Annotated in this window: 10 protein-coding genes; 6 read left to right on the plus strand and 4 right to left on the minus strand. The window is 53.3% G+C overall.

The features are described from left to right. Positions 1-171 precede the first annotated feature (171 nt). The 5 genes from argC (at position 172) to BZG20_RS04515 (ending at position 6,835) form a co-directional block, all read left to right on the plus strand. Positions 172-1,182, plus strand: coding sequence for an N-acetyl-gamma-glutamyl-phosphate reductase (argC, locus tag BZG20_RS04495; protein WP_077578252.1), 1,011 nt, complete (start codon positions 172-174; stop codon positions 1,180-1,182). A gap of 9 nt (positions 1,183-1,191) precedes the next feature. Then, complete coding sequence (gene argB, locus BZG20_RS04500; RefSeq protein WP_077578253.1) at positions 1,192-1,971, plus strand: acetylglutamate kinase; 780 nt, start codon at positions 1,192-1,194, stop codon at positions 1,969-1,971. Positions 1,972-2,025: 54 nt separating this feature from the next. Continuing rightward, positions 2,026-3,237, plus strand: coding sequence for an argininosuccinate synthase (locus BZG20_RS04505; RefSeq protein WP_046074747.1), 1,212 nt, complete (start codon positions 2,026-2,028; stop codon positions 3,235-3,237). Positions 3,238-3,272: 35 nt separating this feature from the next. Then, positions 3,273-5,153: an argininosuccinate lyase gene (gene argH, locus BZG20_RS04510; protein ID WP_046074748.1), complete on the plus strand. Its 1,881-nt coding sequence runs from the start codon at positions 3,273-3,275 to the stop codon at positions 5,151-5,153. A 215-nt stretch (positions 5,154-5,368) separates the two neighbouring features. Continuing rightward, the gene (locus BZG20_RS04515) at positions 5,369-6,835 is read left to right on the plus strand and encodes an alkaline phosphatase (RefSeq protein WP_108743417.1); all 1,467 of its coding nucleotides are present in this window, start codon (positions 5,369-5,371) and stop codon (positions 6,833-6,835) included. Here BZG20_RS04515 and BZG20_RS04520 read toward each other — a convergent pair. The 3 genes from BZG20_RS04520 to BZG20_RS04530 form a co-directional block, all read right to left on the minus strand. After that, positions 6,832-7,104, minus strand: a complete 273-nt coding sequence (locus BZG20_RS04520; protein WP_046074750.1) for a DUF3624 domain-containing protein — start codon at positions 7,102-7,104, stop codon at positions 6,832-6,834. The two genes, BZG20_RS04515 and BZG20_RS04520, sit on opposite strands and share 4 nt — an antisense overlap. A gap of 161 nt (positions 7,105-7,265) precedes the next feature. Further along, a complete protein-coding gene (locus tag BZG20_RS04525; protein WP_046074751.1) occupies positions 7,266-8,717 on the minus strand; it encodes a dihydrolipoyl dehydrogenase in 1,452 nt (483 codons plus the stop codon). Positions 8,718-8,769: 52 nt separating this feature from the next. Further along, positions 8,770-9,501: a glutathione peroxidase gene (locus tag BZG20_RS04530; protein ID WP_046074752.1), complete on the minus strand. Its 732-nt coding sequence runs from the start codon at positions 9,499-9,501 to the stop codon at positions 8,770-8,772. 150 nt (positions 9,502-9,651) lie between these two features. On the opposite strand from BZG20_RS04530, the gene oxyR reads away from it, so the two are divergent. Next, on the plus strand, positions 9,652-10,560 hold the full coding sequence (oxyR, locus tag BZG20_RS04535; RefSeq protein WP_046074753.1) for a DNA-binding transcriptional regulator OxyR: 909 nt from the start codon (positions 9,652-9,654) through the stop codon (positions 10,558-10,560). A gap of 87 nt (positions 10,561-10,647) precedes the next feature. On the opposite strand, the gene BZG20_RS04540 is transcribed toward oxyR, so the two are convergent. Continuing rightward, a complete protein-coding gene (locus BZG20_RS04540; RefSeq protein ID WP_046074754.1) occupies positions 10,648-13,140 on the minus strand; it encodes a PBP1A family penicillin-binding protein in 2,493 nt (830 codons plus the stop codon). Between the last annotated feature and the right edge of the window lie 109 nt (positions 13,141-13,249).

The following is a 13,249-nucleotide window of genomic DNA, read 5'->3' on the forward strand; positions in this document are numbered from 1 at the left end:
ACTATTTATGAATAAAAATATTTTTGAGAGTTGACCCATGATGCCACTCGCCACCAAATACAACGCCCTTTCTGCTCGACGACGCTAGCCTGCCTTGCGTGGCTATTGGCTACGCCCTCGATACTCTGCTGCCCCGCAGCACACCGTAAACACCCATAAAGAGAGACACTCATGACACTTAACACCATTATTGTCGGTGCCAGTGGCTACACAGGAGCCGAGCTTGTCGCCCTTGTCCATCGCCATCCGCAACTGCACTTGGCCGGTTTATATGTCTCGACAGGCAGTGAAGACGCCAACCGCCCCGTGAGCGCGTTGCACGGCCAATTGCGTGGTGTAGTGGATATGCCACTGATGCCTTTGACCTCGCCACAGGATGTGGCCAAGCAAGCCGATGTGGTGTTTTTAGCCACTGCGCATGCGGTTAGTCATGAATTGGCGCCGATTTTTCTGGCTCAAGGTTGCGTGGTGTTTGATTTGTCGGGGGCGTATCGGGTCAATCAAGCGGATTTTTATCCTACCCATTACGGCTTTTCGCACCAGTCACCGGCATGGCTGGCGCAAGCCGTGTATGGCTTGGCGGAGTGGCAACAGGAAGCATTATCGGCAGCGCAGCTGGTAGCCGTGCCGGGATGTTACCCGACCGCCAGCCAATTAGCGCTCAAACCTGTGCTGGATGCAGACTTGTTGGACAAACAAATGTGGCCGGTGATCAATGCCACCAGTGGCGTAACGGGCGCGGGGCGCAAAGCGAGCCTGACCAATAGTTTTTGTGAAGTGAGCCTGAATGCCTACGGGGTGTTTTCTCATCGTCATCAGCCAGAGATTGCCGTACACCTAGATACGCCGGTGATTTTCACCCCACACCTTGGCAGTTACAAACGCGGCATTCTTGCCACCATTACCGCCAAATTAGCGCCAGGTGCTAGTGAGGCCGAGGTGGGGCAGGTACTGAACCAAGCTTATCAAGATGCGCCGCTGGTACGGGTACTTCCTGCCGGTGAGGTGGCCAAGCTGCAAGCGGTGCAACATACCGGCTTTTGCGATATTGGCTATCAGGCCGCGCATGGGCATCTGATCCTTACCAGTGCGATCGATAACTTACTTAAAGGCGCGGCCAGCCAAGCCGTGCAGTGTTTAAACCTTAAGTTTGGCTTTGCCGAAACCACAGCGATTGTCTAGGAGAAACGGATGAAAACGCCATTAGTGATTAAATTAGGCGGCGCAGCACTGAGCTGCAGCGAGACCCTCGCCAAGGTTTTCGGCGCGATGAACACCTATCGCAGTGAGGCTGAGCGCCCGCTAGTGCTGGTGCACGGTGGCGGCTATTTGGTCGATGATCTACTTAAAAAGCTCAGTCTCACCAGTGTAAAAAAACAAGGCTTACGGGTCACGCCAGTCGACCAGATTGATTATGTCACCGGCGCTTTAGCTGGCACGGCCAATAAGCTGCTGTTAGCTGAGGCGCGTAAGGCGAAGATTAAAAGCTGCGGCTTGAGCTTGGCCGATGGTGGCTTGTGTCAGGTCAGCCAGCTGGACCCTGAACTGGGGGCAGTGGGGGAAGCCAGCGCCGGTGATCCGAGTCTGCTGCAAGCGGTACTGGCCGCGGATTGTGTTCCTATTATTAGCTCGATTGGCATCAGTGACCAAGGTGAGCTGATGAACGTCAATGCCGACCAAGCGGCGGTAGCGGTGGCAACCACTCTTGGCGCGGAGCTGGTATTGCTGTCGGATGTCAGCGGCGTATTAGACGGCAAAGGACACTTGCTGCCTTGCCTCACCGAGTTAGATGCGCAGCACTTAATGGAAAAAGGGGTGATCACCGATGGCATGGTGGTCAAGGTCAACGCGGCGTTTGCCGCTGCCCGTGAACTGGGTAAACCGGTTGAGATTGCCACCTGGCGTTACCCAGAAAAACTCACGCAATTATTCGATGGCCAGCAAATCGGCACCCGGTTTAGCGCCAGTTAATTAGACGTATAACGACGCGACGAAACCGTCGATTTAGGATTTAAGGAGAGCAAGATGAGTAAGGTAAATAAAGTCGTACTGGCCTATTCGGGTGGATTGGATACTTCGGCCATCATTCCATGGCTAAAAGAAAACTATGACTGTGAAGTGGTGGCCTTTGTCGCTGACGTGGGTCAAGGCGAACAAGAGCTCGAAGGCATTGAGCAAAAAGCACTTGCCTCGGGGGCATCACAGTGTTTTATCGCCGATCTGAAACACGAAATGGTGGCGGATTATATTTACCCCAGCCTGAAAACCGGGGCGGTGTATGAAGGCAAGTATCTACTGGGCACCTCGATGGCACGTCCTATCATTGCCAAAGCGCAGGTCGAGTGCGCCCTTGAGGTTGGGGCGGATGCACTGTGCCACGGCTGTACCGGCAAGGGGAACGATCAAGTCCGTTTTGAGAGCACCTTCTCCGCGTTGGCGCCGCAACTGAAAGTGATTGCGCCTTGGCGGGAGTGGGATCTTACCAGTCGTGAAGCCTTGCTCGATTACTTGGCCGCCCGTGATATTCCTTGTACGGCGAGCCTTGAGAAAATTTATTCACGTGATGCCAATGCTTGGCACGTTTCGACCGAAGGCGGTGTACTGGAAGATACTTGGACCGCGGCCAATCAAGATTGCTGGGTATGGACAGTGGCACCGGAAGAGGCGCCCAATACGCCCGAGTTTGTCACCTTGGGAGTACAAAGCGGGGAAGTGGTCTCGGTCGATGGTGAGTCCATGTCGCCTTATGACGTGCTGACGCTGCTGAACGACAAAGGCGCCCAACATGGCGTGGGACGGATTGATATTGTTGAGAACCGTTTGGTGGGGATGAAATCCCGCGGCTGCTATGAAACCCCGGGTGGCACCATCATCATGGAAGCGCTGCGTGGCGTTGAACAACTGGTGCTGGATAAAGAGAGTTATCAGTTCCGTGAGGAGCTCGGTTTAAAAGCGTCTCACCTGATTTATGATGGGCGTTGGTTTACGCCGCTTTGCCAGTCGATTGTTGCCGCGGCTAATTCCCTTGCCGCACCGGTAACGGGCGAGGTGGTGATCAAACTCTATAAAGGGCAAGCGACTGTGGTACAAAAACGCTCGACCAATAGCCTGTACTCGGAAGACTTTGCCACCTTTGGTGATGATGATGTCTACGATCACAGCCATGCCGAAGGCTTTATCCGTTTGTATTCGCTGTCGAGCCGGATTCGGACGCTGAACAAACAAAAACAATCCTAATTAAAAAAGCATCGTGAGCAGTAAGGAGAGACAGCATGGCATTATGGGGCGGACGCTTTAGTCAGGCAGCAGACAAACGGTTTCAAGCGTTTAACGATTCACTGCGCTTTGACTATCGCTTAGCAGAGCAAGACATTGTGGGCTCCATTGCTTGGTCCAAAGCCTTGCGTTCGGTGGGCGTGCTGAGTGATGACGAGCAACAGCAATTGGAGCTCGCGCTCAATGAGCTCAAGCTGTCGGTGATGGAAAACCCGAAGCAAATCTTACGCTCAGAGGCCGAAGACATTCACAGCTGGGTCGAGCAGCAACTGATCGACAAAGTCGGGGATTTGGGCAAAAAGCTGCACACCGGGCGCTCGCGCAACGATCAGGTCGCTACGGATCTCAAGCTCTGGTGTCGCCAACAAGGCCAGCAAATCTTGCTGTCTCTCGACAAGCTTCAGCAGCAGCTGGTGGATGTGGCCAGCCAACACCATGATACCGTGTTGCCCGGCTACACCCACTTGCAGCGTGCGCAGCCAGTGACCTTTGCCCATTGGTGTTTGGCCTATCTGGAGATGTTTGAGCGCGACACCACCCGCTTACAAGATGCGCTTAATCGTCTTGATACCTGTCCGTTAGGATCTGGGGCGCTGGCAGGCACGGCGTATCCGATTGATCGCGATGCCTTGGCACAACAACTGGGCTTTGAACGGGCCACCCGTAACAGCCTTGACTCAGTCTCGGATCGAGATCATGTGATGGAAATGCTGTCTGCGGCGTCGATATCAATGCTGCATTTATCACGGATGGCCGAAGATATGATCTTCTATAACTCGGGCGAATCCGGGTTTATCGAGCTGGCCGATACGGTGACATCAGGCTCATCGTTGATGCCACAAAAGAAAAACCCTGATGCGTTAGAGCTTATCCGCGGCAAAACCGGCCGTGTCTATGGCACCTTGTCGGCGATGATGATGACGGTGAAAGCCTTGCCACTGGCCTATAACAAGGATATGCAAGAAGACAAGGAAGGGCTCTTCGATGCCATGGACACTTGGCATGATTGCTTGGATATGGCCGCCTTGTGTTTTGAAGGTATCACCATTCACAACGACAAAACCTTGCAGGCGGCGCAGCAAGGTCATGCCAACGCCACCGAGCTCGCGGATTATTTGGTGAGCAAAGGGATCCCGTTCCGTGAAGCGCACCACATAGTGGGCGTGGCGGTGGTGTCTGCCATTGAGCAAGGTTGTGGACTGGAAGATTTACCGCTTGCCACCTTGCAGCAATTCTCACCGGTGATTGAAGACGATGTGTATGCCATGCTCACGATCGAATCTTGCTTGGCCCAACGTCGGGCGCTGGGTGGGGTAGCGCCTGAACAGGTCAGCTTTGCCATTCAAGAGGCGCAAAAGCGTTTAGATAAGCGCTTTACCCCCAAAGTCACGGTGCGCTCGGCAAGGCTCACCGACCTCGATACCATCGAAGGCATGGTGGTGTATTGGGCGAAATTGGGGGAGAACTTACCTCGTGATCGCCATGAATTGGTGCGTAATATCGGCCTATTTGCAGTATCCGAGCACCAAGGGGATCTCACCGGCTGCGGCTCGCTCTATATTTACGACTCAGGGCTGGCAGAAATTCGCTCCTTAGGGGTTGAAGCAGGCTGGCAGCGCCAAGGTCACGGTACGGCGCTGATGATGCACTTGATTAAAAAAGCCAAGCAAATGGCGATTGAGCAAGTCTTTGTCCTCACCCGGGTGCCCGAGTTTTTCACTCAATTGGGTTTTACCCCGGTGTCGAAATCGCAACTGCCTGAGAAAGTGATGAAAGATTGTGAAATCTGTCCGCGCTTCCACGCCTGTGACGAAGTGGCACTGACCTATAACATTGCCGGGCCAGCCACGATCTCGACCTTCTCTACGCTGGAGTAGGGTGACATCGTCTATTGCCTGACGATATCAGCGTCGTCGTTATCCCTTCTTAAGGCTGCGTGCTGACTAAGTCGCAGCTTTTTTTGTGTCCTCGTCATAAAAAATTCATCAAAATTAGCTGCTTACAAATTGTTACATTGTACGGTTTGTCACAGAAGCGTCACGCGCAATGACCATCATGCCCGCGTTTTCTCGTTAATAATGGAGATTTTGTGGTGAAGACAATCCTTACGGCCGCGGTGGCCTCAGCCTTATTAGCGGCAACTGCACACGCGGCAGTGCCTCAGCAAAACGATGTCTGGTATCAAGACGCGCAAGCGGCATTGGCGGCCGCTAAAGCTAACCCACCTATCACGGGCAAAGCCAAAAATGTGATCCTCTTTGTCGGCGACGGCATGAGCGTGGGGACAATCACCGCGGCGCGGATTTATCAGGGGCAGCAGCAAGGACAAACCGGTGAGGAAAACCGCCTTGGCATGGAAAGCCTGCCGCATGTTGCGCTAGCCAAAACCTATAACACTGACATGCAAACCCCTGACTCTGCCGGCACCGCGACGGCGATGGTCACTGGGGTGAAAACCAAAGCCGGGATCATCAGTGTTGACGATAACGTTCAGCGTGGTTTTTGCAGCACCGCCAAAGGTAACGAAGCGAAAACCTTATTTGAAATGGCGGGCGAGAAGGGCAAAGCATTAGGGTTAATCTCAACCGCCCGTTTAACCCACGCCACCCCGGCCACTACCTACGCGCACAGTGCGGATCGCAATTGGGAGAACGATAGCAAGTTACCCAACATTGCCAAAAACCAAGGCTGTACCGATATCGCCAGCCAATTTGTCGACTTTGATGCTGGGGAGGGTTTTCAGGTGGCGTTCGGCGGTGGACGGCGTGAATTTATTCCTGCCGATAGCGTCGATCCTGAGGGCAAAAAGGGCAAGCGTAAAGATGGACGCAACCTGATTGAGGCATGGCAAACCCGTCACCCTGATGGTCAATACATTTTCGATAAATCCGGTTTTGATTCCATCGATCCGGCGACCACATCACGCGTGTTTGGTTTGTTTGAAAGTAGCCACATGAAATATGAAGCGGATCGCCGTGAAAGCCAAGATGAGCCGTCATTGGCGGAAATGACCAGCAAGGCGATTGATATGCTCAGCCGCAACCAGGACGGCTATGTGATGATGGTGGAAGCCGGACGTATCGACCATGCTCACCATGCGGGTAACGCTGCGCGAGCGTTAGAAGATACGCTGGCTTACGACGATGCCATCAAAGTGGCCTTAGAGAAAACCAACTCAGAAGACACCCTGATTATTGTCACCGCCGATCATGCCCACACCATGGTGATGAACGGTTATGCGGAGCGGGGCAATCCTATTCTCGGCTTGTCACGTCAAAAAGGGCGCTTGAATCAGGATGATTTTGGTAAAACCTATACCACGATTACTTATGGCAACGGCCCGGGTGCGGTGAAAGGTGAGCGTGAAAACTTGCAAGAAGGGCAGGTGCGTAAGCTGGATTACAAACAGCAATCCTTGATTAAGCTCGGTTCGGAAACCCACTCCGGTGAAGATGTGGCCATCATGGCGCGTGGTCCAATGGCGTGGTTGTTCCAAGGGGCCGTGGAGCAAAACTACATTTTCCACGTGATTAACGAAGCCACGGATCTGGCTGATTAATCGTCTGGTGTGTCTGATGACCCGCGCTCCGGCGCGGGTTTTTTATTGCGCCGAAACGGATAAATCACCACATGCAGGGTGAGTAGCACACTGGCACTGCCGGCGGCGAATAACAATGCAATTGACTCCACTTGCCGTGGCGTGTCGGCATAGCCCCACCACCAGAGTGGCCAAAGTAGCGCGCACATGGCGGCCAGTTGTTTCATACAACGGGTACAGCGTCCCAGTTTTTGTTGCCAAATCGCGGACTGACAGTATTTGCAAGCCATGCGGTGTCTCTTGGTCGGTAATGGCGATAGCTTATTGTGGCGCAGTGGGCCGCCGGATACAAAAAAGCCCTCCAACGAGGAGGGCAAAAGGTAAGCAAGTGCTTGGGGAAGCAACAGGCAGCGCCTGTAAAGCGCCGAGTGTCGGCGAAAAGGGCAGTGGATTAGCAGCCTGGGCCGCAGTCCATGCAGTGTTTGATCATTTCAGGACCGAGTTTGAGCTTGGCATTCACATCCCGCAATGCGGTACGTACCCCCTCCTCAATCACTGGGTGATAGAAGGGCATATCTAGCATTTGCGAAATGGTCATTTGGTTTTGATGTGCCCATGCCAACAAGTGGGCCAAGTGTTCGGCGTTCGGTCCTATCATTTCGGCGCCAAGGAAACGGCCTGTGCCTTGTTCGGCATAAACGTGTAACAAGCCTTTGTTACGCAGCATTACTCGTGAGCGGCCTTGGTTTTCAAACGACACCACGCCGGTTTCGAAGCAGCCACAGGGGCCGAGACGGTCGGTAATCGCTTTGTAGCTTTCGCCCACCATTGCGATTTGTGGGTCGGAGAAAACTGCAGAGAGCTTGCTACGGCGCAATCCGGCACGGATATCTTTGCCGCGTCCGGCGTTGTCACCGGCGATACGCGCTTGGTCAGCCGCTTCGTGCAGCAACGGAATTTGGTTACTGGCGTCACCGGCAATAAAAATGTGTGGTGCCGTGGTTTGCAGGGTGTAACTATCGGCAACTGGCACGCCGCGGGCATCCACTTTGATGCTGGTCGCATCGAGGTTTAGCTTGTCGACATTGGGGCGACGACCGGTGGCGGCAACTACATAGTCGACCCAGCGCAGTTGGCTTTCGCCCTCTTTATCACGATAACGGATTTGTACCTTATCGCCTTCACGCACCATCTCTTCCACCTTGGCATCGGCGTCGAGATAAAACTCCTCGCTAAAGGTTTTATCCGCATATGCCATGATCTCTGGGTCGGTCAGCGGGCCCACTTGGCCGCCGACGCCAAACATGGTCATCTCGACCCCGAGGCGATGCAGCGCTTGTCCGAGCTCTAGGCCAATTACACCCGGGCCAAATACCGCAACTGAGTCAGGTAGATCGTCCCATTCAAAAATATCATCATTGACCACTAAACGATCGCCAAGGTGATCCCAAGCAGACGGCCAGCTTGGGCGCGAACCTGTCGCGATCACGATGCGATCAGCATGGATGGTGGTGTGATCGTCGACCATTAAGGTGTGATCATCCACAAAACGCGCATAGCCGTCGATTTTGTCTTGAGCGGGAATGTCATCGACACTTTCCAGTACAAAGCCGACAAAACGGTCACGCTCGCGTTTCACCCGATCCATCACCTCACGGCCATTAATTTCCGTGGTGCCGCCGGGGTACACACCGAAGCCGGGCGCTTTGTCGATATGATGCGCCGCTTCAGCCGCCGCAATTAACAGTTTGGAAGGCATGCAGCCAACTCGCGCACACGTGGTGCCATAGGGACCGCCTTCAATCATCACCACGTTATCCGTATGTGCTTTGGCTGCGCGATAAGCACCGAGTCCGGCAGTTCCGCCACCAATCACAGCCACATCAACCGTTAATGTTTTCATTGCTTTCTCCTGGGAAAATAACGGGCGGCGAAGAGGCCGCCCAAACAGCGGATTACTGATTTAGATAGGTGTCGAGCTCTTCACTGCCACCGATATGACGGCCACCGATAAATACTTGTGGCACGGTGGCGCGACCGCTCACCGCACGCAAAGAAACCGTGGTGGCGTCTTTACCGAGGATGATTTCTTCAAACTGAAGGCCTTCATCGATCAGGGCTTGTTTGGCCTTGGCACAGAATGGGCAGCCTGGCTTACTAAACACGGTGATCGAGTCTTGCAGTTTGTGCTCAGGGGCGATGTAGCCCAGCATGGTGTCGGCATCAGAGACCTTGAACGGGTCGCCTGGTTCGTTGGGTTCGATAAACATTTTCTCGACCACGCCGTTTTTCACCAGCATGCTGTAGCGCCATGAGCGTTTGCCAAAGCCAAGATCGTTTTTGTCGACCAGCATCCCCATGCCATCAGTGAACTCACCGTTGCCGTCAGGCAGGACATGAATGTTGTCAGCGTCTTGGTCGGCTTTCCATGCATTCATCACAAAGGTATCGTTGACGGATACACAGACAATGTCATCGACGCCGTACTGTTGGAACACCGGATACAGCTCGTTATAGCGTGGCAGGTGCGAGGATGAACAGGTTGGGGTAAATGCACCTGGCAAGCTGAATACAATCACGGTTTTGTTGGCAAAAATGTCATCGGTCGTGACGTCTTTCCATTGATCGCCTTCGCGAGTACGGAAAGTAACTTGTGGTACTGGCTGACCTTCTTTTGTTGCTGTCATGGTGATGTCCTTTTTATTCAAGTATTGATTCAAGTGAATGGGCGAGTGCTTCGCCGCGTTTTGATGGGATCAGTATTACCGATTGCAATTGATAGCTCTAATCGCTTAATGCTATGGTTTTGATAGTTATCCTCTATAGAAGAGACAAAGATGAACATTCGTGACTTGGAGTACTTGGTCGCCTTGGCCGAACATCGACATTTTCGTAAAGCGGCCGAAGCCTGCTTTGTTAGCCAGCCGACCTTAAGCGGGCAAATTCGCAAGTTGGAAGATGAGCTGGGTGTGAGTTTGTTAGAGCGAACCAGCCGTCGTGTGTTGTTCACCGATGCCGGTATGAGGTTAGTACAACAGGCACGTAACGTCTTGCGGGAAGTCACAATTTTGACCGAATTGGCCAGTGAGCAAGGGGAAAGTATGACCGGCCCTTTGCATATCGGTCTGATCCCTACGGTCGGGCCTTACCTGCTGCCTAAAATTATCCCGCTACTGCGTGATCGTTTCCCTGAGCTGGAGCTGTTTATTCACGAAGGACAGACGCAGCAGTTAGTGCAGCAACTGGAAGAGGGCAAACTCGATTGCATCATTTTGGCCTCTGTAGAAGAAACCCAGCATTTAAAAGAGCTCCCACTTTACAGTGAGCCGATGTTGCTCGCGGTCAATGAAAAGCATCGCCTCGCCGATTGTGCCGAGGTGGCGTTAGATGTATTGCAAGGCGAAACCTTGTTAATGCTCGGCGATGGCCATTGCTTACGTGACCAAGCGATGGGTTTTTGCTTTAAAGTGGGCGCGCGCGAAGATCAGCGCTTTCGTGCCACTAGCTTAGAGACCTTGCGCAACATGGTTGCGGCGGGGAGTGGGATCACCTTGTTGCCTCAATTGTCCGTGCCTGCTGATAAGCGAGATGGTGTGGTGTATATTCCGACGACCTCGCCGACGCCGTCGCGACAAATCACCCTCGACTACCGTCCTGGCTCGCCATTACGTGGCCGTTATGAGCAGTTGGCTGACGCCATCCATGAACAAATGACGGCCGTGATGAATGATCGAACTCGTCACTAGAGCGGCGCGTGACGCGTAGATAAAAAGACGCCCGCATCGTGAATGCGGGCGTCTTGATTTTATGCGGCTATTGACGATGTAACAGAGTTAAAACAGCGACTCTGTGCCTGACTCATAAATGTTGCCATCTGATTGCGATGACACATACTCGGTTGGCTCGGTGCCTTTTATAAAGTACTCGAACATCGATGTATGATCGGTTTTTCTGGTTAACAGCCCTGTTTCGCGGTCAATGCGCACTTTGACGATCCCCGGTGGCACGGTTTTATTCTGCTCAGGTACGTCCGCGAGTGCATGCTGCATAAAATCAATCCATGCTGGCTCCGCCGTTTTGGCCCCCGACTCCGCGCCGCGGATAGGCTGACGCTCGTCGCCTAAGTTTGCATTACGGGTCGTGCGACCCAGTTTACGGGAGTGATCATCAAAGCCCACCCACACAGTGGTCACAATCCCTGGGCCATAGCCGGTGTACCAGGTATCTTTGGAGTCATTGGTGGTCCCCGTTTTTCCGCCGATATCGCGTCGCTTGAGCGCTTGTGCGCGCCAGCCCGTGCCATTCCAGCCTGTCCCGTAGCGCCAATCACCGCCACCCCAGATGTTGCTTTGCATCATTTCACGTACCAAAAATGCATTTTGCTCATCAATGACTTGTTTAGCATGACGCTGTGTGGTGGTGTCGTCGTTCTCTAGCAAATTCTGCTCATTAAACGGATCGGCCTGTTCTGCTTTTTGTTCGCAGTTATCACAAATGATGGGTGGATTGGCGCGATATATTTCCTCGCCAAAGGGGGTTTCGACCCGATCAATGATAAAGGGCTCCATAAAATAGCCACCATTGGCAAACACGCTAAAGCCCTGTGCCATTTCAACCGGCGTCAAGCTTCCCGCACCAAGCGCAATGGCTTCTGCACGCGGTAAATCATCTCGTTTAAAGCCAAAGCGGGTGAGGTAATCGAGAGCGTCATCCAATCCCACCCGACGCAGGACACGTACGGCCATGACGTTTTTCGACTGTGCCAGACCAAGTCTCGCCCGCAGTGGCCCTTCATAACGTGGTGGCGAGTTTTTCGGCCGCCATGCCACGCCTTGACTGCGATCCCAGCGATTAATGGGGGCGTCGTTAATCAGGGTGGCGAGTGTCATGCCCTCATTCACTGCCGCGGAATAAATAAACGGCTTGATGCTCGAGCCCACCTGACGTACTGACTGTGTGGCACGGTTAAATTTGCTATGGACAAAATTAAATCCGCCCACCAGTGCTTTGATTGCTCCGGTTGAGGGGGACATGGAAACCAGTGCGGTATTGGTCGTCGGGACTTGGGCTAAATGCCAGCTGTTATCCACTTGGCGAATAAACACTTGTTGGCCACTGGCAAGGAATTCATCAGCGCGTTGAGGGGCCGGACCTTGACGGCTATCGGTGATATAAGGGCGCGCCCAGTCAAGTCCCTCCCAAGGCAGTTCGATTTCACGGCCATTGGGTCCGACAACCTGCGCCGATTTAGCTTGGACATCAATCACGACGGCGGGCTCTAGCGGGCCGTAGCTGGGTTGCTTGGCCAAGTGATCAACGATGCGCTGGTGTTGCCAACGTTGGCTAGGGGCTTGCCATAGCGTGGCAACTGGCCCACGGAACCCATGGCGACGGTCGTAGGCGAGAACGTTTTCTACTGCCGCCTCATTTGCGGCGCGTTGCATATCGGCATCGACGCTGGTGAAAATACGCACCCCCGAGGTATAAGCGTCTTCGCCAAACTGCTCAACGGCCCATGCGCGTGCCATTTCTGCTACATAGGGTGCGGACAGTTCAATTTCAGCCCCATGATAGCGGGCTACGATCGGCTCGTTCTTCGCTTGTTGGTACTCGGCGTTGGAAATATATCCCTCTTTAAGCATGCGCCCCAGCACCACATTCCGGCGATCGGTGGCGCGCGACAGCGAATACAAAGGGTTCATGGTGGAGGGCGCTTTGGGTAATCCGACAATCACCGCCATCTCACTCAAGGTCAGTTGATCGAGGGTTTTGCCAAAGTACACCTGGGCAGCAGCGCCAACCCCGTAAGCACGATAGCCTAAGAATACTTTGTTGAAATAGAGTTCAAGGATCTCTTCTTTGTTCAACAGCTGTTCGATATGCACGGCGATAAAAATTTCTTTTATCTTGCGCATAATGCGTTTTTCGTTAGAGAGGAAGAAGTTCCTTGCCAGCTGCTGCGTGATAGTACTGGCCCCTTGCTTGGCCGTACCTGACATCGCCACCACCACCGCGGCGCGGACAATGCCGATAGGGTCAATCCCTGGGTGTTGGTAAAAGCGACTGTCTTCTGTGGCAATCAATGCATCAATCATAGGCTGAGGGATGTCCTCGAGCATGACTGGGATGCGACGCTTTTCACCGAACTGGGAGATCAACTCACCATCGGCGCTATAGACCTGCATCGGAGTCTGCAGTTCGACACTTTTTAGTGTCGCTACATCGGGGAGGTCAGGTTTTACATACAGGTAAAACCCAAAGATTGTAGTGACTCCAAGCACTGTGCAAACCAGTGCAAAGATAAGCAAACGCTTTATGAACTTCACCTGAGATTTCCCGTTCTGTTGCCGTTGAGCCGTTCAATAATCATACGTGAGTAGTATAAAGGCACCAGCATTAAAAATAACCCGTGATGAGGCCAGTTTTGTAAATACT

The sequence above is a fragment of the Salinivibrio sp. IB868 genome, from assembly GCF_001995655.1.
Lineage (GTDB): Bacteria > Pseudomonadota > Gammaproteobacteria > Enterobacterales > Vibrionaceae > Salinivibrio > Salinivibrio siamensis.

Bases quoted from the DNA above. Each gene is read 5' to 3' on its own strand.
- argC (WP_077578252.1), top strand. From the start codon at position 172: ATGACACTTAACACCATTATTGTCGGTGCCAGTGGCTACACAGGAGCC.
- argB (WP_077578253.1), top strand. From the start codon at position 1,192: ATGAAAACGCCATTAGTGATTAAATTAGGCGGCGCAGCACTGAGCTGC.
- BZG20_RS04505 (WP_046074747.1), top strand. From the start codon at position 2,026: ATGAGTAAGGTAAATAAAGTCGTACTGGCCTATTCGGGTGGATTGGAT.
- argH (WP_046074748.1), top strand. From the start codon at position 3,273: ATGGCATTATGGGGCGGACGCTTTAGTCAGGCAGCAGACAAACGGTTT.
- BZG20_RS04520 (WP_046074750.1), bottom strand. From the start codon at position 7,104: ATGGCTTGCAAATACTGTCAGTCCGCGATTTGGCAACAAAAACTGGGA.
- BZG20_RS04525 (WP_046074751.1), bottom strand. From the start codon at position 8,717: ATGAAAACATTAACGGTTGATGTGGCTGTGATTGGTGGCGGAACTGCC.
- BZG20_RS04530 (WP_046074752.1), bottom strand. From the start codon at position 9,501: ATGACAGCAACAAAAGAAGGTCAGCCAGTACCACAAGTTACTTTCCGT.
- oxyR (WP_046074753.1), top strand. From the start codon at position 9,652: ATGAACATTCGTGACTTGGAGTACTTGGTCGCCTTGGCCGAACATCGA.